This is a genomic window from Marinactinospora rubrisoli, assembly GCF_042664915.1.
Taxonomy (GTDB): domain Bacteria; phylum Actinomycetota; class Actinomycetes; order Streptosporangiales; family Streptosporangiaceae; genus Marinitenerispora; species Marinitenerispora rubrisoli.
Genome location: NZ_JBHTBH010000007.1, coordinates 132,788 through 156,635 on the forward strand (window position 1 = coordinate 132,788; position 23,848 = coordinate 156,635).

16 protein-coding genes and 1 tRNA gene are annotated in these 23,848 nt (G+C 73.1%); 10 read left to right on the forward strand and 7 right to left on the reverse strand.

The features are described 5' to 3' along the window. Positions 1 to 104: 104 nt before the first annotated feature. From ACFQRF_RS15875 to ACFQRF_RS15885, 3 genes are read right to left on the reverse strand one after another with little or no spacing between them, the layout of a single operon-like run. The gene (locus tag ACFQRF_RS15875; protein WP_379871874.1) at positions 105 to 1,637 is read right to left on the reverse strand and encodes a tripartite tricarboxylate transporter permease; all 1,533 of its coding nucleotides are present in this window, start codon (positions 1,635 to 1,637) and stop codon (positions 105 to 107) included. 2 nt (positions 1,638 to 1,639) lie between these two features. Next, positions 1,640 to 2,248 carry a tripartite tricarboxylate transporter TctB family protein gene (locus ACFQRF_RS15880; RefSeq protein WP_379871875.1) on the reverse strand — a complete coding sequence of 203 codons (609 nt, stop codon included), beginning with the start codon at positions 2,246 to 2,248 and terminating at the stop codon, positions 1,640 to 1,642. Further along, entirely contained in the window at positions 2,245 to 3,240 is a 996-nt protein-coding gene (locus tag ACFQRF_RS15885) for a tripartite tricarboxylate transporter substrate binding protein (RefSeq protein ID WP_379871876.1), read from the reverse strand. The genes ACFQRF_RS15880 and ACFQRF_RS15885 overlap by 4 nt, the downstream gene beginning before the upstream one ends. A gap of 333 nt (positions 3,241 to 3,573) precedes the next feature. On the opposite strand from ACFQRF_RS15885, the gene acnA reads away from it, so the two are divergent. Beyond that, positions 3,574 to 6,270, forward strand: a complete 2,697-nt coding sequence (acnA, locus tag ACFQRF_RS15890; RefSeq protein ID WP_379871877.1) for an aconitate hydratase AcnA — start codon at positions 3,574 to 3,576, stop codon at positions 6,268 to 6,270. A gap of 84 nt (positions 6,271 to 6,354) precedes the next feature. On the opposite strand, the gene ACFQRF_RS15895 is transcribed toward acnA, so the two are convergent. Together ACFQRF_RS15895 and ACFQRF_RS15900 are read right to left on the reverse strand one after the other, a co-directional pair. Next, positions 6,355 to 7,287 carry a GntR family transcriptional regulator gene (locus tag ACFQRF_RS15895; protein WP_379871878.1) on the reverse strand — a complete coding sequence of 311 codons (933 nt, stop codon included), beginning with the start codon at positions 7,285 to 7,287 and terminating at the stop codon, positions 6,355 to 6,357. A gap of 154 nt (positions 7,288 to 7,441) precedes the next feature. Next, positions 7,442 to 7,526, reverse strand: a tRNA-Leu gene (locus ACFQRF_RS15900). A 152-nt stretch (positions 7,527 to 7,678) separates the two neighbouring features. Here ACFQRF_RS15900 and ACFQRF_RS15905 point away from each other — a divergent pair. The 4 genes from ACFQRF_RS15905 (at position 7,679) to ACFQRF_RS15920 (ending at position 13,338) form a co-directional block, all read left to right on the forward strand. Then, positions 7,679 to 8,998 carry a M20/M25/M40 family metallo-hydrolase gene (locus ACFQRF_RS15905; RefSeq protein WP_379871879.1) on the forward strand — a complete coding sequence of 440 codons (1,320 nt, stop codon included), beginning with the start codon at positions 7,679 to 7,681 and terminating at the stop codon, positions 8,996 to 8,998. Positions 8,999 to 9,333: 335 nt separating this feature from the next. Continuing rightward, entirely contained in the window at positions 9,334 to 10,296 is a 963-nt protein-coding gene (locus tag ACFQRF_RS15910) for a hypothetical protein (protein WP_379871880.1), read from the forward strand. Positions 10,297 to 10,632: 336 nt separating this feature from the next. Beyond that, positions 10,633 to 11,409: a chaplin family protein gene (locus ACFQRF_RS15915; protein ID WP_379871881.1), complete on the forward strand. Its 777-nt coding sequence runs from the start codon at positions 10,633 to 10,635 to the stop codon at positions 11,407 to 11,409. Between the two features lie 300 nt (positions 11,410 to 11,709). Beyond that, the gene (locus ACFQRF_RS15920) at positions 11,710 to 13,338 is read left to right on the forward strand and encodes a chaplin family protein (RefSeq protein WP_379871882.1); all 1,629 of its coding nucleotides are present in this window, start codon (positions 11,710 to 11,712) and stop codon (positions 13,336 to 13,338) included. Between the two features lie 411 nt (positions 13,339 to 13,749). Here the strand turns inward: ACFQRF_RS15920 and ACFQRF_RS15925 are convergent, their stop codons facing one another. Then, on the reverse strand, positions 13,750 to 13,935 hold the full coding sequence (locus ACFQRF_RS15925; protein ID WP_379871883.1) for a DUF5703 family protein: 186 nt from the start codon (positions 13,933 to 13,935) through the stop codon (positions 13,750 to 13,752). 248 nt (positions 13,936 to 14,183) lie between these two features. On the opposite strand from ACFQRF_RS15925, the gene topA reads away from it, so the two are divergent. Together topA and tmk are read left to right on the forward strand one after the other, a co-directional pair. After that, a complete protein-coding gene (gene topA / locus ACFQRF_RS15930) occupies positions 14,184 to 16,949 on the forward strand; it encodes a type I DNA topoisomerase (RefSeq protein ID WP_379871884.1) in 2,766 nt (921 codons plus the stop codon). 555 nt (positions 16,950 to 17,504) lie between these two features. Continuing rightward, positions 17,505 to 19,580: a dTMP kinase gene (tmk, locus tag ACFQRF_RS15935; protein ID WP_379871885.1), complete on the forward strand. Its 2,076-nt coding sequence runs from the start codon at positions 17,505 to 17,507 to the stop codon at positions 19,578 to 19,580. A 633-nt stretch (positions 19,581 to 20,213) separates the two neighbouring features. Here the strand turns inward: tmk and ACFQRF_RS15940 are convergent. Continuing rightward, the gene (locus ACFQRF_RS15940; RefSeq protein ID WP_379871886.1) at positions 20,214 to 20,696 is read right to left on the reverse strand and encodes a hypothetical protein; all 483 of its coding nucleotides are present in this window, start codon (positions 20,694 to 20,696) and stop codon (positions 20,214 to 20,216) included. A gap of 125 nt (positions 20,697 to 20,821) precedes the next feature. Here ACFQRF_RS15940 and ACFQRF_RS15945 point away from each other — a divergent pair, with 125 nt between their 5' ends. The 3 genes from ACFQRF_RS15945 (at position 20,822) to ACFQRF_RS15955 (ending at position 23,834) form a co-directional block, all read left to right on the forward strand. Further along, positions 20,822 to 21,994, forward strand: a complete 1,173-nt coding sequence (locus ACFQRF_RS15945; RefSeq protein WP_379871887.1) for a DNA polymerase III subunit delta' — start codon at positions 20,822 to 20,824, stop codon at positions 21,992 to 21,994. Positions 21,995 to 22,058: 64 nt separating this feature from the next. After that, positions 22,059 to 22,859: a trans-aconitate 2-methyltransferase gene (locus ACFQRF_RS15950; protein WP_379871888.1), complete on the forward strand. Its 801-nt coding sequence runs from the start codon at positions 22,059 to 22,061 to the stop codon at positions 22,857 to 22,859. A 96-nt stretch (positions 22,860 to 22,955) separates the two neighbouring features. Next, positions 22,956 to 23,834, forward strand: a complete 879-nt coding sequence (locus tag ACFQRF_RS15955) for a PSP1 domain-containing protein (RefSeq protein WP_379872087.1) — start codon at positions 22,956 to 22,958, stop codon at positions 23,832 to 23,834. The last annotated feature ends 14 nt before the right edge of the window (positions 23,835 to 23,848 follow it).

Sequence of the window (23,848 nt, forward strand, 5' to 3'; positions counted from 1 at the left end):
GCGTTCGGGGGAGTGACGGTGCCCCCCCACGCCGAGCGGGCCACGGCGTCCCCGGAACGCGGCCTCTGCCGATCCCCCTGCGGGTCCGTCCGTCTCGCGGCCGCTCAGCGGACGGCGGCGGGCCCCTCCCGTTCGGCCGCGGTGCGCGCGCGGCGGTCCCGGATCCGCTTGCCGGCGAGCACCGCGGCCACCACGAGGAGCACGGCGTAGATGCCGACGGCGATACCGCTGTCGACGAGGATCGCGAGGTCCCCCTGGCTCGCGGCCATCGCGCGACGCAGTTCGCCTTCGGCGAGCGGCCCGAGGATGACACCGATCAGGACCGGGGCGACCGGGACGTCGTAGCGGCGCATGAGCATGCCGAGCGCTCCGACCACGTACAGCAGGACGATGTCGAAGACCGAGCCCTTGGCCGAGTAGATCCCGACCGTGGCGAAGACCATGAGCCCGGCGTAGAGGTGCCGGCGGGGCAGCCGCAGCAGGCGGGCCCACAGGGGCGCGAAGGGCAGGTTGATCAGCAGCAGGAAGAAGGTGCCGAGGAACATGCTGGCGAGGAGCGCCCACACCAGGTCCGCCTCGCTCTCGAACAGCAGCGGCCCGGGCTGCATCCCGTACTGCTGGAATGCGGCCAGCATGACCGCGGCGGTGGCGGAGGTGGGCAGGCCGAGTCCGAGGAGCGGGATCATCGCGGTGGCGGTCGTGGCGTTGTTCGCCGCCTCCGGGCCGGCGACGCCCTCGATCGCGCCGCGGCCGAACTCGCTGTCCCCGCGCCGGCGGGCCAGGGCCTTCTCGGTTCCGTAGGACAGGAAGGTGGGGATCTCCGCGCCGCCGGCCGGGATGATGCCGAAGGGCAGCCCCACCGCGGTTCCGCGCAGCCAGGGCAGCCACGACCGGCGCAGGTCGGATCGGCTCAGCCACGGGGTCCCGCTCACGAGGACGCTGCCGGGCGCCCCGCGGCTCGGGCGGAACCCGGTGTAGAGCACCTCGCCGACCGCCAGCAGGCCGACGGTGACCACCACGATGCTGACGCCGTCGAGCAGCTGCGGCATCCCGAAGGTCAGCCGCACCGCACCGCTCTGGTCGTCGATGCCGACGACGCTGAGCGCCATCCCGATCCCCAGTGCGGCGATGCCGCGCAGCGGCGAGGAGGTGACGACGGCGGCGGTCGACACGAAGGCCAGCATCGCCAGCGCGAAGTACTCGGCGGGACCGAAGCCGAGCGCGAAGGCCACCATGCGCTGCGCGAAGAAGGCGACGACCGTGGTGGCGATGATCCCGCCGACGAACGAACCGAGCACGGAAGCGGCCAGCGCCTGGGAGGCGCGCCCGCGCAGCGCCATGGCGTGACCCTCGAAGGCGGTGACGATCGAGGTGCTCTGCCCGGGGGTGTTGAGCAGGATCGAGGTCGTGGCGCCGCCGAACTGCCCGCCGTAGTAGATGCCCGCGAACATGATGAAGGCCGCGGTGGGCTCCAGCAGGAAGGTCAGCGGCAGCAGCAGGGCCACCGCCATCGACGAGCCGAGCCCGGGGAGCACGCCCACCGCCGTGCCCAGCACGACGCCGATCAGGCACCACATCAGGTTCGCGGGCGTGAGGGCGTCGGCGAATCCCGCGAGCAGCAGGGAGAACGCGTCCATGGTCACAGGACCCTTCCGAGGATTCCAGCGGGGAGCGTCACGTCGAGGAGGCCGGAGAAGAGGAGCTGGACCAGCCCGGCCAGGGTGGCGGCGACGCACAGGTCCAGCAGGGGGCGCCGGCGGTCCACCGCGTAGCTGATGCCCCAGAACAGCAGCGTTCCGGAGACGAGCCAGCCCAGGGGCTGGAGTAGGAGGAGGTGCGCGACCAGGGTCGCGGCCATCGTCGCGAGTGTGCGCCGGTCGCCGCGCTCGGGGGAAGTGGCGCCGGTGGGATCGGCGGCCTCCTCAGCGAGGGCCGCAGTGGAGGGGGGCTCCGGTGCCGGGGAGGAGACGCGCCGGGTGCGCGCAGCCCAGAGCGCCTGCGCGGTGGCGGCGAGTGCCACCACCGTCAGCAGCGCGCCGACGGCCAGGGGGAAGAAGCGCGGGCCGAGGAAGCCCGATGCCGCGGGCACGTCCATGAACGCGCCGCCCAGGAGGACGCACGCCCCGGTCGCGCCGGCCAGCGCGGGCACGGCCAGGCCGCCGGGTGGCCGCCCGGTGCGCGCCGCCGCGGCAGCCGCCTTCCGGCGTGCCCGCGGGGAGTCGGTGGGCTTCGGTTCCGTCGTCGTCATGCCAGCCCCAATCCCTCGATGATCGCGGTGAGCCGCTCGTCCTCGGCCGCGAGGAACGTCTCGAAGTCCGCGCCGGCCAGGAAGGTGTCCTGCCAGCCGAACCGTGCGAGACTCCGCCGCCACTCCGGCGTCTCGACGAGGGCGCGCACCAGGTCTTCCAGGTCGGCGCGCTGCCGCTCGGTGATCCCGGGCGCGGCCGCGAGACCGCGCCAGTTGGCGAGGTCGAGGTCGAGGCCGGCCTCGCGCACGGTCGGGATGTCGACCCCGGGGAGCCGGTTCGGCGAGGAGACGGCCAGCGCGCGGACCTCGCCCGCCTCGATCTGCGCCGCGAAGCCGTTGAAACTCGACACGGCGACGTCCGCGGTGTTCGACAGCAGCGCCGCCAGGACCTCCCCATCACCGGAGTAGACGATGTAGTTGAGGTCGGCGGGATCGGCTCCGAGCCGCTGGAGCGCCATGGCGGCGAGCAGATGGTCGGAGGTGCCCACGGCGCCGCCGGCCACGACGACCTCGCGGGGACGCGACCGCCAGCGGTCCGCGAGCCGGCCGAGCGACGTGATGGACGAGTCCGCGCGGACGGCCACGACCACGTAGTCCTCGGCCAGCTTCGCCAGGGGCGTGGTGTCGGCGAGCGTGGCCGGCGATCCCGTGATCCGGACCCCGCCGAGGATGGACGTCCCCATGACCATGAGCAGGTCGGGGCGCCCGGCCTGCTGGGCGACGTAGGACAGGCCGACGGTCCCTCCGCCGCCGGGCAGGTTGACGACCTCGACCGTCCGGGTGAGGCCGTTCTCGCCCAGCGCGTGCTGGGCCTGGCGGGCGACGCTGTCGAAGCCGCCGCCAGCGGCCGCCGGGACGACCATCTCGATGCGCGACCCCGTCCGCTCACCGGGCTGCCGGCTGCTGCGCATCTCCAGCACGCCTCCGCCGAGGGCGACCGCGCCGATCACCCCGGCGAGCGCCTCGCGGCGGCTCAGTGCGGCTCTTTTCATGGCTCTCCTGGATGTCGTGCGAGCACGCGCGCCCGTCCGCGGCGCAGGCCCGGGACGGGCGGGTGCACGGTGTGCCGCACGACGCGGCACCCTGTGACGCGAGCCATATTGTACGAAAATGCTGATAAGTTCAATATCGACAGCGGAACCGATGCCGCCCCTTCGGGGCGGCCATGACCGCAGATCCCAGGTCGGTCCTGGAAGCGACCGGCCACGAGAGTTTCCCGACCGGCATGCGGGTCGGCGAAGGCATCGCGGGCGGCACCGTCCGCGCGACGACTGTTTGTACCTAAATGCGATCTGGGACGTTCGCCGCAGCGTGGCGGCGCGGGCATGACCGAGAACAGTGGGGAGACGATGACCGGATCCGAAGAGGCGCGCGTGGAGACCTCCGTCCTGGCCGTCGCCGGGCGCGAGTACCGTTACGTGCCGTTGCGGCGCCTGCTGGCGGAGGACGAGTTGCGGGCCATCCCCTACTCGGTCCGGATCCTGCTGGAGAACGTCGCCCGCCGGGCACCCGAGGCGCTACCGGCGGTCCTCGACCGTGCAACGCGCACCGGCGCCGGAGAGTGTGAGGTGCCGTTCCATCCCAACCGGATCATGCTGCACGACACCACCTGCCTGCCGACGCTCGCCGACTTCGCCGCCCTGCGCGACACGGTGGCCGAACTCGGCGGTGATCCCGCCGCCGTCAACCCGGTGATCGACGCCGACCTCACCGTGGACCACTCGGTGATCGCCGAGGAGTACGGCACGCCTACGGCCCTGAAGCGCAACCTCGACATCGACTTCGAGCGCAACCGGGAGCGCTACGAGTTCATCCGCTGGGCGGAGCGCAGCCTACGCGGCTTCCGCGTCGTCCCCCCGGGCAAGGGGATCATCCACCAGGTCAACATGGAGACACTGGCCCGCGTGGTGTGGGAGGCGCCCGGGGACGGCACGCCGATGCTGCACCCCGACGCGCTCGTGGCCACCGACAGCCACACACCGATGGTCAACGCCATCGGCGTCCTCGGCTGGGGGGTGGGGGGCCTGCAGGCTCAGGCCGCACTGCTCGGCGAGCCGCTGCTGCTCGCCTTCCCCGAGGTCGTGGGCGTGCACGTCTCCGGCCGGCTGCGGGAGGGGGTCACCGCGACCGACCTCGCGCTCACGCTCACGGAGCTTCTCCGTGAGCGGGGGGTGGTGGACGCGTTCGTCGAGTTCTTCGGGGAGGGAGTCGGGCACTTGTCCTGGGCGGAGCGCGCCGCGGTGGCGAACATGGCCCCCGAGTACGGCGCCACCTGCGCGTTCTTCCCCTACGACGACGAGGTCGCCGGCTACCTGCGGCTGACCGGCCGGAGCGCCGGGCACCGGGCGGTGGTCGACGCCTACCTGAGCGCTCAGGGACTCAAGCGCACTCCGCGCGGACCGGCCCCGCGCTACGGCCGGACCGTCGACCTCGACCTCGCGTCCGTGGAGCCCTGCGTGGCCGGTCCGCACCGGCCCGACCAGCGGCTGCCGCTGTCGGGCGTCCCCGGCTCATTCACCGCCGCGGCCGGACGGCCCGCGCGCCCGCCTGCGGCCGACCCGGCCTTCGGCGCGGCGGTACCCGACGGCGCGGTCGCCATCGCCGCCATCACCAGCTGCACCAACACCGCCAACCCGGCCCTGATGGTGCAGGCCGGGATGCTCGCCCGCAAGGCGCGCGAACTCGGGCTGACGGCCCGTCCGTGGGTCAAGGCCTCGCTCTCGCCCGGCTCGCGGGTGGTCACCCGTTACCTGGAGGCCGCCGGGCTGCTCGGCCCCCTGGAGGAGATCGGTTTCCACACGGTCGGCTTCGGCTGCATGACCTGCATCGGCAACTCGGGACCGCTGCACCCCCGCATGGAGGAGCTCGCCGCAGCGGGCGCCGACGCCGTCGCGGTGCTGTCCGGGAACCGCAACTTCCCCGGCAGGGTCAACCCCGCCATCTCGCTGGCCTACCTCGCCTCGCCACCGCTGGTGGTGGCCTACGCGCTGGCGGGCTCGGTCCTGCACGACTTCGCCACCGAACCGCTCGGGCGGGACACCCGCGGCGAACCCGTCCACCTCAAGGACCTCTGGCCCGGTGACGGCGAGGTCGCCGCCCAGGTGGCCGCCGCGGTCACCTCCGGCATGTTCCGGGAGAACAACGCCGCCATCCGCGAGGGGACGCGGCACTGGACCGAACTCGCCTCCCAGCGCGGCGTCCGCTTCACCTGGGATCCGCGGTCCACCTACATCCGGCGGCCGCCCTACCTCACCGGAGTCGAACCCCGCCCGCCGCGGCACCGCCGGATCGACCGCGCCCGGGTTCTCCTCGTGCTGGGCGACAACATCACCACGGACCACATCTCCCCCGCGGGGGCCATCCCCCGCGACAGCCCGGCCGGCCGTCACCTCCAGGACGCGGGGACCCCGCCGCGCCACCTCAACCAGTACTCGACCCGGCGCAGCAACCACGAGGTGATGCTGCGCGGCGCCTTCACCAACCCGGCCGTGGCGAACCTCCTGCTGCCTCCCGGGTCCCGGGGCCGGGGCGGGCACGCCTACACGGCCGACGGCGCCCGGGTGGCGCCGGTGTACGAGGCGGCCCGCACCTACCGCGACGCCGGTCTGGACCTCGTCGTGGTCGCCGGCCGCAACTACGGGGCGGGCTCCAGCCGCGACTGGGCGGCCAAGGCCCAGGCGCTGCTCGGCGTCCGCGCCGTCATCGCTGAGAGCTTCGAGCGCATCCACCGCGCCAACCTGGTCGGCATGGGCGTCTACCCGCTGGAGTTCCCCGCTGGCCGTCGCGCCGGAGACCTCGCGCTGCGCGGTGACGAGACGCTGTCGATCGAGGGGCTGGACGACCTGCGTCCGGGCGCCAACACCGCCGTGCTGCGGGTCCGGCGCGCCGACGGGACGGCGGCGGAGTTCCCGCTGCGGCTGCGGCTCGACTCCCGCCACGAGGTCGCCTACCTGCGTCACGGCGGGACGATGCCCTACGTGGCTCGCCGCTTCCTACCCGAGCGGACGAACGCCGACGGCTGACGCGCCACCGGGCGTTCCCCCGGGCGCGTGGCCGCCGTGGAACGGGCGCCCGTGTCACACGGAATGGTGGGGTGCACGGCCACGCTAGCCGGGCACGCCCGGCGGCGGCGGTTCCGGTCCGATCCCGGTCTTGAGCCAGCGCACCCGGTCGAGGTGGGCGTGCAGCAGGTCGGCCGCCGCGCGGAGCTCGCCGCGTTCGAGGAGGTCGAGCAGGAGGAGGTGCTCCCTCGCCTGAGCGACGAGGCGGGAGCGGTCGAACTGGTGGCGGTACTCGATCAGCCGGCGCAGCCGGTTCTGCCGCCGGACCGCGTCCACCAGGAAGGCGTTGGCCGAGCAGGCCACGATCATCTCGTGGAACTCCGCGCCGGTGCGGAACAGCTCCGTGCGCGGCGAGGTGAGGATCCGTCCGCGCAGCAGGGCCTCCTGGCGGGCCCGGTGCTCCGCGAACGTCTCCGGGTCCACGGCGAACCCCGGTTCCAGCACGGCCGCCGGCTCCACGATCATCCGGAACCGGTAGCTCTGGTCGTGGCTCTCGGGGGTGGACAGCACGCCCTGGAACTCCCACCCGCGTCCCGGCCGGCGGCGGACGAGGTCTTCGCCCTCCATCCGGATGAGCAGCCGCTCCGCCTGCCGGGCCGACAGCCCGTAGCGGCGGCTGATCTCGGCGGCCGTGAACTCGGCACCGAACCGCTCGCCCAGCTGGTCGTCGATGAGCTGGAAGTAGGCCGTCTCCTCTTCCTCGGGAGCCGAGTCCAGCCCTACCTCGCCCAGTTCGGCGGCCGGCCGCGTCAGGAAGAACCCGCGGTTGGGGACGCGTTCGACGATGTCGAGTTCGGCCAAGAAGAGCAGCGCCCGGCGCGCGGGCGACCGGGACACGCCCAGCTCGTCGGCCACCCACTGCTCGGTGATGTGCGCGCCCTCGCCGAGGCCGCGTCGCCGCACCAGGCCGATGACCCGCATGGCCAGCGACGTGGCCAGGGATGAACGGGGCCTGCCCCGCCGTTGCGACGTCCCCACGGCCCCTCCGACCAACCACGCTTCCGGGCGCGCACCGCCCTCGACCGGCCGTCCGCACCTCAGCATCGGTATCAGCCTGTGGAAAGCACTGTGCGGGCCGAGCTGAGGCTCGACCCGCACCAAGATCTCGACCAATCCCATGGGGGAAGGTACGTGTCCGAGGGGGGACTTGAACCCCCATGCCCTTAACGGGCACTAGCACCTCAAGCTAGCGCGTCTACCTATTCCGCCACCCGGACCGGGTATGTCGGGCACCTGGGGCGCCGGACAGGGTCAACGATAGCAAACCTCCCGGGTGCGCCGTACATCGTTTTCCGGGGCGGGGGCGCGGTTCGTGATGCCGGGCGGGATCATGGAGGGGATGTCGTGGTCGGAAGGGAGTGGGACGGTCATGGGTGACGCGCGCGAGATGGGGGTTGGGGAGGCGGAGGTCGTCGACCTGTGCCGGGAGCTCATCGCCATCGACACCTCCAACTACGGGGACCACTCCGGGCCCGGTGAGCGGGTGGCGGCGGAGTACGTGGCGGAGAAGCTGGACGAGGTCGGGGTCGCCTCCACCATCTACGAGTCGCACCCGGGGCGGAGCAGCCTCGTGGCGCGGATTCCGGGGGCCGATCCCGGGCGGCCGCCGTTGCTGATCCACGGGCATCTCGACGTGGTGCCGGCCGATGCCGCGGACTGGACGCACCACCCGTTCGCGGGGGAGATCGCGGACGGCTGCGTCTGGGGGCGCGGAGCGGTGGACATGAAGGACATGGACGCCATGGTCCTCGCCGTGGTGCGCCAGCGGCTGCGCGAGGGGCGGACGCCGCCGCGGGACATCGTGCTGGCGTTCCTGGCCGACGAGGAGGCCGGGGGCGCTTGGGGGGCGCAATGGCTGGTGGACCGGCATCCGGAGCTGTTCGCCGACTGCAGTGACGCCATCAGCGAGGTCGGCGGCTTCAGCCTCACCGTGGGGCAGGATCGGCGGATGTACCTGGTGGAGACCGCGGAGAAGGGCATCGCCTGGATGCGGCTCACCGCCCGGGGCACGGCGGGGCACGGGTCGATGGTGAACGACGACAACGCGGTCACCGAGCTCGCCGAGGCGGTGGCCCGGCTGGGGCGGCACGAGTTCCCCATCCGGCTGACCAAGACGGTCCGCGTCTTCCTGGAGGAGGTGTGCGAGGCGTTCGGGATCGAGTTCGACGAGGACGACGTCGAGTCCACCGTCGCGCGGCTCGGCCCGATCGCCAGCATGATCGGGGCGACCCTCCGTAACTCGGTCAACCCCACGATGCTGTCCGCCGGTTACAAGACCAACGTCATCCCCGGTTCCGCCACGGCCCATGTCGACGGCCGGTTCCTGCCGGGCATGGAGGAGGAGTTCTTCGCCGAGATCGACCGGCTGCTCGGCCCCAACGTGACCCGGGAGTTCGAGCACCACCTGCCCGCGGTGGAGACCGAGTTCGAGGGCGGCCTGGTGAACGCGATGTCCGCCGCGCTGCGGGCCGAGGACCCCGGGGCGCTCACCGTTCCGTACTGCCTGTCGGGCGGCACGGACGCCAAGAGCTTCCAGCGGCTCGGCATCCGCAACTACGGGTTCGCGCCACTGAAGCTGCCGCCGGAGCTCAACTTCTCCGGCATGTTCCACGGGGTCGACGAGCGCGTTCCGGTGGACGGCCTGCGGTTCGGCGTCCGGGTGCTGGACCGGTTCATCGACATGTCCTGACGCGCACTCCCCGGACGTGGCGGCCGGGCCGCGCCCGGGGCCGCGCATCCGTCGGCCGCCGTCGGTCGTGGAACGCCCGGCTTTGCGGTGATAGGTGCGCGGGGACCAGCGTGAACGGCGCGGAATTCTCCGCGTGTTCTCAGTGAAAGACCAGCCCGGATGGCGTGGCGTACTGCTATCGTGACTCTGTGTTCGGTGAACATTGCGTTCCGTGACGATGCTCCGGTGTCGGCACGAGCACCGGACCCAGACCACGCACGCGCATCCGAGAGGTGTCCATGGCGCTCACGAACCGTCGGCGGAGGGGACTCGTCCTCCGCTCGGTTTGCCGCGCCATGGTCCCCTCGTTGCGCCGCGCCCTCGCGCTGGGCGGCATCGCCGCCGCCGGGTGGCTGCTGGGCGGGGCCGGTTCGGCCATCGCCGACCAGCTCCCCGGCGAGGCCACGGCCGTCGTCGAGGGCCTGCACCACGGGGTCGTCTCCGACCTCGCCGACCTCCGTCCCGCCGCGGATGGTGCCGCCGCGCCCGCGGCGGGCAGCGGCGCGTCCGCAGAGGAGGCGGCGCCCCGGAAGCCGTCGGCCCGGCCGCTTGACCTCTCCACGTCCGGCACCGCCGCGCGGAACCTGCTCGACGGCACCGCGCACGGAGCCGGGGAGATCGTCTCCGGGACCGTGCGGGCCGGTCAGGCGGCCGGCGCGTACGCCGATCGCACCCTGGTCTCGGACGGGGCGCGCCTCGGCCGGGTCTCCAGTGGCCTGACCGGGCCGGCGACCGGAATCGCCCACGGGCTGCACGGCGTCATCGATGACGCACCGCGCCCGGGGCCGCTGACCGCGCTCGTTCCCGAACAGCTCGCCGGAATCCCCGGCGCACTGGCACCGACCGGCGCCACGAGCACCGGCGGTGGCGTCGCCGGCGCGGCCGACCCCGACGACCCGTCCGACCGCAAGGGCCCTGACCCCGCCGAACCGTCGGCGGCCACGGCGGCCGACGCGAGGGCCGGAAGCGTCGACGGCGGTCTGGTCGCCGCCGGCCTCGCCCAGGTCGACGGCGCGCGTGCCGCCGGCCAGCCCGGCCAGGACGCCGGCGACCGGGAGCCGGTCGACCCGTCGTGGCCGCACCACGGTTCGGAGTCCGCCGGGGCCGTCTCCGGCTCCTCGGTGCACACTCCCGCCGCAGGGTTCCTCGCCCACCGGGCCGACATGCTCAGCCCGAGCTCTCAGCGCCTCGCCGTCCCGGGCGACGCGCACACGGTCGTCCGCGACTCCGCCGACGACCCCTCTTTCTCCCCCGACTAGGCGTCCCGCGCACGGCGCCCGCCCGGCCGGGCCCGCCCGCGCGTCCGTGACGCCACGCGTCCACTCCGGCAGCCGACCGCGCCTACCGGTCCACAGGACCATCGGTCCGCCGTGGGTCCCGATCCGCACCGTCCACTGACGGGCGGGTGACAACGGGAGCACTCCGCGGGGACGAGGCGCCGACCCGAGCCGCCCTGGACGCCCGGCAGGGACGCCCGAAGCGGGACACATGGCTCGCGCCACTCCGTGCGCATCTCCTCGCGACCCGGATCGGTACGCGTTCCGATCCGCATCGCGAACCACTTCTGTTCGCCATTCGAGTCCCAGAGGACGCTCATGCGCATCACGACAGCACCGACCACGTTCGCCGCCCTGGTCGCGGCCGGCCTTCTCGCCGCCGCCCCGGCCGCGCACGCCGACACGACGACCAGCGGCAACGGCTCCATCCTCGGCGGCAACCAGGTGGGTCTCGACCTCGACATCCCGGTGAACGCCTGTGGCAACGCCATCGCCATCGTGGGCACCGCCGGGGCGAACTGCACGGACAGCGACGCGGTCGCCGTCGAGTACGTGCCCGGCCACGTCGGGGGCGGATACGGCAGCGACGGGCCGAGCCATGGTCCGGGCCATGGCCCCGAACCCGCCCCGGGAGGCGGCGTGGACACCGGCGCGGACACCGGAAAGGGCGGTGGCACCAGTGACGGCAGCGGCACGGATGGTGGCTATGGCGGCAAGCCGGGCGGTGGCGGCAGTGCGGGCGGCGCTGGCACGGGTGGGGCTGACGCCGGCGGTGCGCCCGGCGCGAACGGACCCGGAGGCGGCACGGGCGCCGGAGCGCCCGGCGACGCCTCCAGCGACCACCAGAGCGGCCAGAGCGGACCGGGCGGCGCCCCGGCCGGCCCCGCGCGGCCCGGCCACGAGTCCGGCGACGCCCACGGTCCCGCCGCCCCGGTCGCCGACCTGCGGCCCGCGCATTCCGCGGCAGCGGGCGCCGGAGAGCGACTCCCGGTGACCGGCTACGACCTCGGCGCCCTGCTGATCTCGTCGGCCGCCGCGCTGGCCGCCGGACTCGGCGTGCTCGTCCCCGGCCTGCGCCGGGGCATCCGGGCCTGACCGCCTCGGCTCCCCGGTCCACGGACCGGGGGCTGACGTGGCCTCCGCGGCCGTCCCGTCGCGGAAGCCACGCCAGCCCCGCCCCGCCAGGGCGGAGCTGACCGGGCGTGCGCAACCGCGTGCCACCACCGCACGCGACCGCGTGGAAGCATCGCGCGCCCCCTCATCCGGCACGGCCACGCCAGCCAGGCGCGGCCCGGCGGATGACCCGGCACGGCCGCGCGCTCCCGCCAGGAGCGAGAGCGGCCCGGCCACGGACGATTCCATCTCATCCGCAACCTGTTCGAAAGGACGTCCCACATGCGAAAGTGGGTCCGCACCTCGGCGGAGACGGCCATCCTCACGGCCGGCTTCGTCGCCTTGGGCGTCGGCGTCTCCTACGCCGACGACATCACGACCTCCGGCAACGGCTCGATCCTCGGTGGCAACCAAGTGGGCGTCGAGGGCGACGTGCCGGTCAACCTGTCCGGCAACGCGATCTCGGCGATCCTGGGCGTCTCCGGTGCGGCGGCCGAGGACACCAACGCCGTGGTCGCCGAGGACGAAGACGAGATCACGACCTCCGGCAACGGCTCGATCATCGGCGGCAACCAGATCGGCGTCGACCTGGACGTTCCGGTCAACGCCACCGGTAACGCGATCGCCGCGGTGGGCGGGGTGGCCGGTGCGGCGGCCGAGGACACCACCGCCGCCGTGGTGGAGGTCGATGACGTCGACCACCACAAGCACCCCAAGCACCCCAAGGACCACTACCGCAACGGCGAGGAGCCGGAACGCCGGCACCAGCTCGCCGGCGAGGAGCTGCGCCCCCAGGCAGCGGTGGACGCCACGGTCGACCGCGCCGAGCGCCTCGTGCGGGCGGTCGACATTCCCGAGGTCTTCCCGCTGACCTCACCGATCACCGTGCACCAGAAGGGCGGTGCCGAGGGGGAGCGGCAGCACCAGGCGTCGGTGCGCGGGGACACCCCGGTGCCGGTGGTGGAGTCGACGCTGGACCGCGCGGAGCGGATCGTGCGCGACACCGAACTCCCGCAGGTCGCCCCGCTGACGTCACCGATCACCGTGCACCAGATGGGCGCTGTGGAGGAGGAGCGCCGCCACCAGCTCTCGGTGCGGGAGGCCGACCCGGTGCGGGCCGTGGAGTCGACGCTGGACCGCGCGGAGCGGATCGTGCGCGACGTCGAGCTCCCCCGGCTCACCCCGCTGACCGAACCGGTCACCGTGCACCAGATGGGCCCCGGCGCCACCGAGGACCTGATCGGTACGGCGGCGGAGGTCACCCGCCCGTTGCAGGTGAGCACCGACACCATCCAGGCCGGGCCGCTGCTCAAGCAGTCGGCGCCGGTGGACGGCGAGCGCGTGCGGCAGAGCTGGGCGGCCGAGGACGACTCCGACATCGTCACCTCCGGCAACGGCTCGGTCATCGGTGGCAACCAGGTGGGCGTCGAGGGCGACGTGCCGGTCAACCTGTCCGGTAACGCGATCTCGGCGATCCTGGGCGTCTCCGGTGCGGCCGTCGAGGACGCCGACGCCGTGGTCGCCGAGGATGACGAGGATGTCGTCACCTCGGGCAACGGTTCGATCCTCGGCGGCAACCAGATCGGCGTCGAGCTGGACGTTCCGGTCAACGCCACCGGTAACGCGATCGCCGCGGTGGGCGGGGTGGCCGGAGCGGCCGCCCAGGACACCACCGCCGCCGTCGTGGAGGGCGCCCCCGGCGCGCCGCTGCGGCAGGCCGCCGTCGACCCCATGGTCTCGCCGCTGCCCGAGCCGGCCACGGCCGAACCAGGGAGCCAGGGGACCACGGGAACCGGCGGCACCCCGGGGAAGACCCCCGCTCCCGCCGAGATGTCCGGCCTTCCGAAGTTCGCCGGTGACCTGGCCGACCTCCTCGGACTGAACGGGACGACGCTGGGACTGGTCGGGTAGCCCGGCCCGTTGAGACATCCCGTGCCGTGCGAAGCGGGCCGGACCCGTCCCGGGCCGACCGGCGGCGCGGTGATCGCGCGATAACGGACCTGAGGGGCCGACGCTCCGTCTCCAGCGGTGGACCGGCGGAGGTGGACGGCCCCGGACGGACCGTGGTGGCCGCCACGAACGTCCCTTCCCGTGTCTAGCGGTGGACCGACGGGAAGGGGCCGACGTGCCGGCCGCGGCGCGAGCGAGGCGAGTCCCTCCGGAATTTTCCGGAGGGACTCGCCGCTTGTCATGGTGGCGCCGGTCCACCGGACGGGCCGTCGCGTACCCCGGCCCGCGCCGCACCCTGCGGCCGGAACCGGACACCCGCGGCGGGAGGACGTTCCGGGCGACGCGGTCCCGGCTCCCGCTGTGTGAGCGAACTCACGCGATGCGGATCTGGCGGATGATCTTGCGGCGTAGGGTGACCCGGCGGCTGCCGTCCGGGTACAGACGTACCCGGGCGAGTTCCCAGCGGCCGTACTCGGCGTGGTCGGTCAGCGCCTGCCGCGCGGCGTTTCGCGATGCGCCGCGCGGGAAACGGAGTTCCTGGTACTCATACTCAAGCATTGCGCTTATTCTGCGACTGCCGATGGGTGTTGTGCCATAGCGTCACTCGCGAGGGGTGATCGCCGCGGTCGCGCAAGAAGAGCCGCCTCGGGTCCACGGCCGCCGGACGGACACGGCGCCGACAGCACCGACTCGGGCAGCGAACCGCGGAGGCGTCGGTTACCGTCAGTGGCTGGGGAACCAACAGCTCCGCGATCCGCAGCAGGACCGTGAAGACGACGACGCAAGGCTAGACGTAGGGGAAGAGCGTGCCACCCAAGAAGGGCAGCGCCGGTAAGAACGGCTCGCAGGACACCGGACGCAACGGAGGCAACCGCCTCGTCATCGTCGAGTCGCCCGCCAAGGCGAAGACGATCGCCGGCTACCTCGGCCGCGGGTACGTCGTGGAGTCCAGCATCGGCCACATCCGGGACCTGCCCACCAAGGCCGCCGAGATCCCGGCGCGCTACAAGGGGGAGCCGTGGGCCCGGCTCGGCGTGAACGTCGACCGCGACTTCGAGCCGCTCTACGTCGTCAACTCCGACAAGAAGTCGCACGTCCGGAAGCTGAAGGACCTGCTGTCCGAGGCGGACGAGCTCTACCTCGCCACGGATGAGGACCGCGAGGGCGAGGCCATCGCCTGGCATCTGCGGGAGGAACTGAACCCGCAGATCCCGGTCCGGCGCATGGTGTTCAACGAGATCACCAAGGACGCCATCCAGCGGGCCGCCGAGAACACCCGCGACCTCAACCTGCGGCTGGTCGACGCCCAGGAGACCCGGCGCATCCTCGACCGGCTGTACGGCTACGAGGTGTCGCCGGTGCTGTGGAAGAAGGTCATGCCGAAGCTGTCGGCGGGCCGGGTGCAGTCGGTGGCCACCCGCCTGGTGGTGGAACGGGAGCGCGAGCGCATCGCCTTCACCGCCGCGGAGTACTGGGACCTGCGCGCGGTCTTCGACACCCTCGACACCGGCTCCGGCGACGACCCCGCGAGCTTCGCCGCCACCCTGGTCGCGGTGGACGGCGCCCGGGTCGCCCAGGGCCGTGACTTCACCTCCGAGGGGCGGCTGCGGTCCGGCCAGGGCGTATTGCACCTGGACGAGGCGGCGGCACGCGGGCTGGCCGAACGGCTCGGCGGCACCGACTTCGCCGTGCGTTCGGTCGAGCGAAAGCCGTACCGGCGATCCCCGTACGCCCCGTTCCGGACCACCACGCTGCAGCAGGAGGCGTCGCGCAAGCTCGGCTTCTCCGCCAAGCAGACCATGCAGGTGGCGCAGCGGCTGTACGAGAACGGCTTCATCACCTACATGCGCACCGACAGCACGACGCTGTCGGAGAGCGCCATCGCCGCCGCCCGCAACCAGGCCGCCCGGCTCTACGGCAGCGCCTACGTGCCGGACCGGCCGCGGGTGTACGCGAGCAAGGTGAAGAACGCCCAGGAGGCGCACGAGGCGATCCGGCCCGCCGGCGACGCGTTCCGCACCCCGGCCGAGACCGGCCTGAGCGGCGCGGAGTTCCGGCTCTACGAGCTGATCTGGAAGCGCACGGTCGCCTCGCAGATGAAGGACGCCGTCGGCGAGTCGGTGACCGTGCGGGTGGCCGGCACGTCCACCGCCGGTGAGCAGGTCGAGTTCACCGCCAGCGGCAAGATCATCACCTTCCACGGCTTCCTCAAGGCGTACGTGGAGGGCGCCGACGACCCGGAGGCCGAACTCGACGACCGTGAGCGCCGGCTGCCGCCGGTGGCGGAAGGCGACGGGCTCAAGGCCGAGAGCCTGGACCCCGAGGGGCACACCACCCGCCCGCCGGCCCGGTACACCGAGGCCACCCTCGTCAAGGAGCTGGAGGACCGCGAGATCGGGCGGCCCTCGACCTACGCCTCCATCATCGGCACCATCCTGGACCGCGGGTACGTGTTCAAGAAGGGCTCGGCGCTGGTGCCGTCCTTCCTGGCCTTCGCTGTGGTGCAGCTGCTGGAGCGGCACTTCGGGAACCTCGTCGACTACGACTTCACCGCCCGCATGGAGGACATGCTCGACGACATCGCGCGCGGCGACGCCGAGCGGGTGCCGTGGCTGCGCCGGTTCTACTTCGGTGACGCCGACGAGACCGGGCTGCGCGAGCTGGTCGCCGACCACCTCGCCGACATCGACCCGAGAGAGATCAGCTCCTTCCGGCTGCCCAACAGCGACATCACGTTGCGGGTCGGCCGGTACGGCCCGTACATGGAGCGGGACGGCCAGCGGGTGAACGTGCCCGAGGATCTGGCGCCCGACGAGCTCACGGCGGAGAAGGCCGAGGAACTGTTCGCGCAGCCCAGCGGCGACCGCGACCTGGGCACCGACCCGGAGACGGGGCACCGGATCGTCGCCAAGACCGGGCGGTTCGGACCGTACGTCACCGAGGTGCTGCCGGACCCGGGGGAGGAGCCCGACGGCGGCGCGGCCGAGGGCAAGAGCCGGGGCAGAGGCAAGGCGAAGGCGGCGCCGAAGCCGCGGACCGGGTCGCTGCTGAAGTCCATGAGCCTGGACACGGTCACCCTGGAGGACGCGCTACGGCTGCTGTCGCTGCCGCGCGTGGTCGGGGAGCTGGACGGCGAAGAGGTCACGGCGCAGAACGGCCGATTCGGCCCGTACCTGCGCAAGGGGGCCGACAGCCGGTCGCTGGAGACCGAGGAGCAGATCTTCACGGTCACCATCGAGGAGGCCAGGGAACTCTTCGCGAAGCCGAAGCAGCGCGGCCGCCGGGCCGCGAGCACGGCGCTGCGCGAGCTGGGCGAGGACCCCGCGAGCGGCAAGCCGATGGTCATCAAGGACGGCCGGTTCGGCCCGTACGTGACGGACGGCGAGACCAACGCGTCGCTGCGCAAGGGCGACGAGGTCGAGTCGCTCACCGTCGAACGCGCCGCCGAACTGCTCGCCGAGCGCCGCGCCAAGGCGCCGGCGAAGAAGCCGGCGACGAAGAAGGCCACGACGACGAAGAGCACGACGACCCGCAAGAAGGCGGCGACCAAGTCGAAGAAGAGCGAGGGGTAGGAGGCTTTCCTTCCGGAGGGGGCCGCACAATGGCGGAGCGGCGAGCCGGTGAGCGTCCGGAGGCGTCAACGCCCTCGCGCGTAGGCCCCTTCGCGTCGGCAGTGGAGGGGGTGAGACGGTGAGGGCGACCGAAGGCGTCGAGCGTCGGGCGTCTGAAGCCGTTGACGCCCTCCCGCGCAGCACCTTCCTCGCCGAGCGAATCCTCGCCCACCGGGCCACCCGCCAACGCCCTCGCGCGTAGCACCTTCTGCGTCATCGCTGGAGGGAAGCGAAGGCGGCAGGCGTGACCCGAGGCGTGGAACAGGACAGCGGGAGACCGGGGCGCCGGTGGCCCCCTGTCCTGTTACTACGGCCGCACAGCCGAACGGCCGCTCCGTGTCGTCGTGGGGCGTACGGGGCGGACGATGCCGCCGAATTCCCGGAAATCTGTGAGGCGGATCACGTTTGGGATTACGCTGGTGAGCACGCAGGCGACCAGTGTCGTGTGCGCTCCGTCATCGATAACGCCCGCCCGAAAGCGTGGTTAGGGCCCCAAGCGTCGCTACTCTTTTCGCCATGAGCAGATCTGGACCTCCTGGACCACCCGGACCCCTTGGGGCGCCGAGCGAGGCGCGCAACGTTCTGGCGATCAAACCCTTCCGCCGACTGTGGGTCTCGCTCTCGCTGTCCAGTCTCGGTGACTGGCTCAGCCTGCTCGCGCTGATGTCGCTGGCCGCCATCCTCACCGAGGATCAGTCCACGCTCGTGCAGTACTTTGCCGTCAGCGGCGTGGTGCTGCTCAAGCTGCTTCCGTCGGTGCTGCTCAGCCCGTTCGCCGGCGTGCTGGCGGACCGCTTCGACCGTCGGCTCACCATGGTCGTCGGTGACATCGCGCGCGGTGTCCTGTACATCTCGATCCCGATCGTCGGCCGACTCGACTGGCTGCTCGTCGCCAACTTCCTCGCGGAGTGCGTCGCGCTGTTCTGGGCCCCGGCCAAGGACGCGACGGTCCCCAACCTGGTGCCGAAGAAGAAGCTGGAACAGGCCAACCAGCTCAGTCTGCTCACGACCTACGGCTCGGCGCCGGTGGCCGCCCTGCTCTTCGCCGTGCTCGCCGCGTTCAGCTCCGTGCTGGGCGGGCTGTTCCCGTCGCTCGGCTCGCCCGAGGCCGACGTCGCGCTCTACATCAACGGCATCACGTTCTTCGTCGCCGCCGCGGTGATCTGGCGGTTGCCCATCCCGAAGAAGAACATCGAGGTGCCGGCCGAGCCGTCCGTGCTGCGCACCATCTGGGAGGGGCTGCGGTTCGCCGGGACCACCCCGCTCGTGCGGGGGCTGCTGCTCGGCATGCTCGGCGCGTTCGCCGCGGGCGGTGCGGTCGTCGGCGTCGGCCGGGTGTACGTCGCCGACCTCGGGGGCGGCAACGCCGGGTTCGGCGTGATGTTCGGTGCGGTGTTCACCGGCATGGCGATCGGTATGTTCGCCGGCCCGCGGATCCTGCGCACCGTCGAGCGGCGTCGGCTGTTCGGTCTGGGGATCGCCCTGTCGGGCGTGGCGCTGTTCTTGGTCGGGCTCATCCCCAACATGGTGCTGGCGGCGCTGCTGACCGCGGTGGTGGGCGCCGGGGCCGGTATCGCGTGGGTGATCGGGCTGACCATGCTCGGCAACGAGGTGGCGGACGACATCCGGGGCCGCACCTTCGCGTTCCTGCACGCCTCCGCCCGCGTGGTGCTCATGGGCTCGGTGGCGGTGGCGCCGCTGGTGGCCGGTCTGGTTCCGGAGCGCACGCTGCGCGCCGGGGAGCTGAGCTACGACATCACCGGGGCGGGGGTCGTGCTGGCGCTGGCCGCGCTGCTCGCGGTGCTGGTGGCCGCGATCTCCTACCGGCAGATGAACCACGGCACCGAGGGCTCGCTGTTCGCCGAGCTGGCCGCGGTGGTGCGCGGCGCTCCGCCCGCCGACGTCCAGGAGGCCGAGCGGCTGCCCGGGACCTTCATCGTCCTGGAGGGCGGCGAGGGCGCCGGCAAGTCCACCCAGGTCCGCCAGCTCGCCATCTGGCTCCGCGAAGAGGGCTTCGACGTGGTGACCACGCGCGAGCCGGGGGCCACCAAGCTCGGCATGCGGCTGCGCGCGCTGCTGCTGGACCGAGAGCACACCGGCATGTCCTCGCGGGCGGAGGCGCTGCTGTACGCGGCCGACCGGGCCGAGCACGTCAGCTCGGTGATCCGGCCGGCGCTGCTGCGCGGCGCGATCGTCATCAGCGACCGCTACGTCGACTCCACGCTCGCCTACCAGGGCGCCGGCCGCGAGCTCGACCAGGCCGACATCGAGCCCATCAACACCTGGGCCACCGGTGAGCTCGTCCCTGACCTCACCGTGCTACTCGACCTGCCGCCGGACGAGGGCATCAACCGGCTGGGCCGCCCGGCCGACCGCCTGGAATCCGAGCCGCTGGAGTTCCACGCGCGGGTCCGTCAGGGCTTCCGGGATCTGGCCGAGCGCGCCCCGGAACGGTACCTGGTGCTCGACGCGCAGCTGCCCCCCGAAGAGGTCACTCGGGCGATCCAGCGCCGGATACGGCCGATCCTGCCCGACCCCGTGCCGGGCGACGCCGAGGAGATGACCGGGATCATGCCGGTCATCAAGGACTGAGAGGGGCGTGGAGCGCGAGCCGTCGAGCGTCCGGAGTCGCCGACGGCACGGCCGAAGGCCCACCTCGTTGGCGGTGGAGGGAAGCGAGACGGTGAGCGCGACCAGGGGCATAGGGCGCGAGCCGCTGAGCGTCCGGAGCCGTCGACGCCCTTGCGCGTAGCGCCTTTTGCGTTGGCGGTGGAGGGGAGTGAGGTGGTGAGTGCGACCAGGGGCACAGGGCGCGAGCCGTCGAGCGTCCGGAGCCGTCGACGGCACGGCCGAAGGCCCACCTCGTTGGCGGTGGAGGGGAGTGAGGTGGTGAGTGCGACCAGGGGCACAGGGCGCGAGCCGTCGAGCGTCCGGAGCCGTCGACGGCACGGCCGAAGGCCCACCTCGTTGGCGGTGGAGGGAAGCGAGACGGTGAGCGCGACCAGGGGCACAGGGCGCGAGCCGCTGAGCGTCCGGAGCCGTCGACGCTCTCGCGCGTAGCGCCTTCCGCATTGGCGGTGTAAGGGGAGTGAGGGCGAGCGGGCCAGCGCCCGCCTGGGCCCTGGTCTCGACGCGGGTGGTCCCGGGGGCGTTCGCCGCTCCCTGCGGTCACCCGCGCCGTGTTTCCCGGGGACGGTCGCCGGGCGCACCGCGTCCCCGGGGCGATCACCCGCGTGGCGCCAGGCGCTCCGTGGGGTCGTCGCCCGGTGTGACGTCCCGGCTCACCAGGGCGAACCGGGCGTCGAACCCGAACGGCCGGTCGAACACCAGCACGGTCACTGCCGCGCCGGCCACGTCGAGGCCGGTGCCCACCCGGTAGCTGGACTCCCAGGCGCTGTCGAGCCGCTCGTCGCTGCTCAGCTGGGGACGCGGGCCGAGTGGGCCGTGCGGGCCCGCGGGGTCCGGCCGGGTCCGCGGTGCCGGGGCGGGCGCGCCCGACCAGTCGAGTTCCAGGCTCCGCAGCACGCGCAGTCGCAGCCGACCCGGCCCGGGGGTCGACCAGCCGAAACGGTCGACGCTGCTGCTGTGCACGTTCGCCAGCTCGTACCAGCCGGTGCCGTCGGGCCGGAAACCGATCGTGCCCGCCTCCATCGCACCCAGCTCCAGGGACGCCGAACTCCACCGGCCGACCAGCCCGTCGTCGCGCATGGCAGGAGTCTGCCATGCGGAGATCCGGTGATCGGGGCAATCGCGGGATTCGCCCGGATGACGCCCTGTGCACGGCCTGTGCACGGCTCCGGAGCCGTCCGCCCCGCCTCCTATGCTGAGGGACGATGAGCGTCTTCGACGACCTGGTGGGCCAGGACACGGTGATCGAGCAGTTGCGCTCGGCCGCGCGGGCGGCCGGCGAACAGCTCGCGGGCGGAAGCGGCGCCGGGATGACGCACGCGTGGCTGTTCACCGGTCCGCCGGGCTCGGGCCGGTCGGAGGCGGCGCGCGCGTTCGCCGCCGCGCTGCAGTGCCCCGATGGCGGCTGCGGGCACTGCGAGTCCTGCCACCAGGTGCTCGCCGGGACGCACGCCGACGTGCTGTACGTGCGGCCCACCGGCCTGAGTTTCGGGGTGGAGCGCACCCGCGACCTCGTGCTGCGGGCGGCGTCCAGTCCCACCGGCGGCCGGTTCCGTGTCGTGCTGTTCGAGGACGCCGACCGGGCCACCGAGGCGGCCTCCAACGCGCTGCTCAAGGCGGTCGAGGAGCCGTCACCGCGCACGGTCTGGCTGCTGTGCACGCCCACCGCCGAGGACCTGCTGGTCACCATCCGGTCTCGCTGCCGCCTGGTGCTGCTGCGCACGCCGGGCACGTCGGCGGTCGTCGACGCCTTGGTCCGCCGGGACGGCATCGATCCGGAGCTGGCCGGGACCGCCGCCCGGGCCGCCGCGGGCGACGTCGAGCGCGCCCGGCGGCTCGCCACCGACGCCGAGGCGCGCGAGCGGCGCAGCGAGGTGCTGTCCATCCCGGCCCGGCTCGACGGTCTGGGCGCGTGCGTCTCGGCCGCGGCCCGGCTGTACGAGCTGGCCGAGGCCGAGGCGAAGACCACCACCGCCGCGCTGGACGAGCAGGAGAAGGCGGACATGCGCGCGGCGTTCGGCGAGGGGGCCACGGGCAAGGGCGTGGCCAAGGCCGTTCGCGGTGCCGCGGGCGCCCTGAAGGACCTGGAGGAGCGGCAGAAGCGCCGGGCCACCCGCATCAAGCGCGACACCTACGACAGCGCCCTCATGGATCTGGCGGCCTTCTACCGCGACGTGCTCGCCGTCCAGCTCGGCGCTGCGGTGGAGCGCAGCACCGAGAGCCACGACGGCGACGTCCGGCGGGTGGCCGGGGCCAGCACCCCGGAGGCCACGCTGCGCCGCCTCGACGCCATCATGCGGTGCCGGGAGCGCATCGCCGCGAACGTGCATCCGCAGATCGCCATGGAGGCCATGACGGCCGCGCTGCTCGTGGGGTGATCCCCGCCCGCCCCCACCGGTTATCTTTACGCCGAGTTATCCAGACCGCCGGCCGGAGGCGAACATGACGTGGGACCCCGAGCTGTACGCCCGCTACGACTCGCACCGCGCCCGGCCGTTCCTCGACCTCGTCGCGCGCGTCCACGCCGAGGAGCCGCGGACCGTGGCCGACCTCGGCTGCGGGACCGGCGTGCTCACCGAGTCGCTCACCCGGCGCTGGCCGGGCGCCCGAGTGGAGGGCATCGACTCCTCGCCGGAGATGGTCGCACGGGCCGTCGCCCCGCCTGATGGGAACGCCCGGTTCCGGGTCCGGCTCGGTGACCTGCGCGAGTGGCGGGCCTCGGGGACCGACGTCGTGGTGAGCAACGCCGCGCTGCAGTGGGTCCCCGAACACCGGGACCTGCTGCGCGCGTGGGCCGCCGAACTCGCCCCTGGCGCATGGCTGGCCTGGCAGGTGCCCGGCAACTTCGCGGCACCGTCGCACGCACTGCTGCGGGAGCTCGCCGAATCGCCGCGATGGTCGCGACGACTCCCGCTTCGCAGCCGCCCGGGCTGGCTGGGCGACGCGCTGCGCGGGACCGCGACCGTGGACGACCCCGCCGGTTACGCGCGCCTGTTGCTGGACGCGGGCTGCACCGCCGACGTCTGGGAGACCACCTACCTGCATCTGCTACAGGGGCCGGACCCGGTGCTGAACTGGGTCCGCGCCACGGCGCTGCGCCCGATCGCCGGCCTCCTCGACGCCGGTGATCTCGCCGCCTTCGAGGCCGAGTACGCCGCCCTGCTGCGCGAGGCCTACCCGCCCGGCCCGCACGGCACGCTGTTCCCGTTCCGCCGGATCTTCTGCGTCGGACGCCGGAACTGAGCCGTCCGCCGTCCGCCGGTTTCGGGCGATTGCGATCCCCCTCGGAACGGCGGCTTAACCCGGCGGCGGTCGCGATCTAGGGTTGCCCCCGTGGGCATGATGATGGCGGTCAGCTTCGAACGGTACGGGCGGCTCTACTACCTGGACCCGGGCGACCTCACCCCGAACGTCGGTGACAAGGTTCTGGTCCCCACCGACGACGGCCCCGAGGTCGCCGAGTGCGTGTGGGCGCCGCAGTGGGTGAGCGAGGACGTCGACGGACTGCCGGTCTGCGCGGGCATCGCCACCCGCGCCGACATCGCCCGTGACGAGCGGAACCGACGGCGCCGCGCCGAGGCGCGGGCCGAGGTGAAGCGGCAGGTCCGGGCGCACGGCCTGCCCATGAAGGTGGTCGCGATCGACTACGTCTCGCCCGCGAACCGGTTCGTCGTCTACTTCTCCGCGCCGCACCGCGTGGACTTCCGGGACCTCGTGCGCGACCTTGCCCGCGCCCTGGACGCCCGGGTGGAGCTCCGCCAGGTCGGGGCGCGGGACGAGGCCCGCCTGCAGGGCGGAATCGGGCCGTGCGGGCGGGACCTGTGCTGCGCCACCTTCCTCAGCGACTTCGAACCGGTGTCCGTCCGCATGGCGAAAGAACAGGGACTCCCGCTGAATCCGCTGCGTATCGCCGGTGCGTGTGGCAGGCTCATGTGCTGCCTGAAGTACGAGCATCCGCTGTACCAGGAGTTCCGGGCGAGCGCCCCGCCCCGGGGCGACCGGGTGAGCACGCCCGAGGGGGACGGGGTCGTGGTCGGGCACAACGTCCCCGCAGGGCAGGTCGTGGTGCGGCTCAACGACGGTGGCAGGCGTTTCGCGTGCGACCGCGCGTCGGTCTGCGGCCCCCGGCGGGCCTACGAGCACGCCCGCGCTCCGGACGGCGGCCGCACCGACACCGACGACGTTTCTGGCACCGAGGCCGAGAGCGGGACCGAGTGAACCGAACCGGGTGG

Excerpts from the sequence above, each read along its gene's own strand:
- ACFQRF_RS15925 (WP_379871883.1), bottom strand. The coding sequence starts at position 13,935 with ATGCTTGAGTATGAGTACCAGGAACTCCGTTTCCCGCGCGGCGCATCG.
- ACFQRF_RS15880 (WP_379871875.1), bottom strand. The coding sequence starts at position 2,248 with ATGACGACGACGGAACCGAAGCCCACCGACTCCCCGCGGGCACGCCGG.
- tmk (WP_379871885.1), top strand. The coding sequence starts at position 17,505 with ATGAGCAGATCTGGACCTCCTGGACCACCCGGACCCCTTGGGGCGCCG.
- ACFQRF_RS15885 (WP_379871876.1), bottom strand. The coding sequence starts at position 3,240 with ATGAAAAGAGCCGCACTGAGCCGCCGCGAGGCGCTCGCCGGGGTGATC.
- ACFQRF_RS15950 (WP_379871888.1), top strand. The coding sequence starts at position 22,059 with ATGACGTGGGACCCCGAGCTGTACGCCCGCTACGACTCGCACCGCGCC.
- ACFQRF_RS15905 (WP_379871879.1), top strand. The coding sequence starts at position 7,679 with ATGGGTGACGCGCGCGAGATGGGGGTTGGGGAGGCGGAGGTCGTCGAC.
- ACFQRF_RS15910 (WP_379871880.1), top strand. The coding sequence starts at position 9,334 with ATGGTCCCCTCGTTGCGCCGCGCCCTCGCGCTGGGCGGCATCGCCGCC.
- ACFQRF_RS15920 (WP_379871882.1), top strand. The coding sequence starts at position 11,710 with ATGCGAAAGTGGGTCCGCACCTCGGCGGAGACGGCCATCCTCACGGCC.
- acnA (WP_379871877.1), top strand. The coding sequence starts at position 3,574 with ATGACCGAGAACAGTGGGGAGACGATGACCGGATCCGAAGAGGCGCGC.
- ACFQRF_RS15940 (WP_379871886.1), bottom strand. The coding sequence starts at position 20,696 with ATGCGCGACGACGGGCTGGTCGGCCGGTGGAGTTCGGCGTCCCTGGAG.
- ACFQRF_RS15915 (WP_379871881.1), top strand. The coding sequence starts at position 10,633 with ATGCGCATCACGACAGCACCGACCACGTTCGCCGCCCTGGTCGCGGCC.
- ACFQRF_RS15945 (WP_379871887.1), top strand. The coding sequence starts at position 20,822 with ATGAGCGTCTTCGACGACCTGGTGGGCCAGGACACGGTGATCGAGCAG.
- ACFQRF_RS15955 (WP_379872087.1), top strand. The coding sequence starts at position 22,956 with ATGATGATGGCGGTCAGCTTCGAACGGTACGGGCGGCTCTACTACCTG.
- ACFQRF_RS15875 (WP_379871874.1), bottom strand. The coding sequence starts at position 1,637 with ATGGACGCGTTCTCCCTGCTGCTCGCGGGATTCGCCGACGCCCTCACG.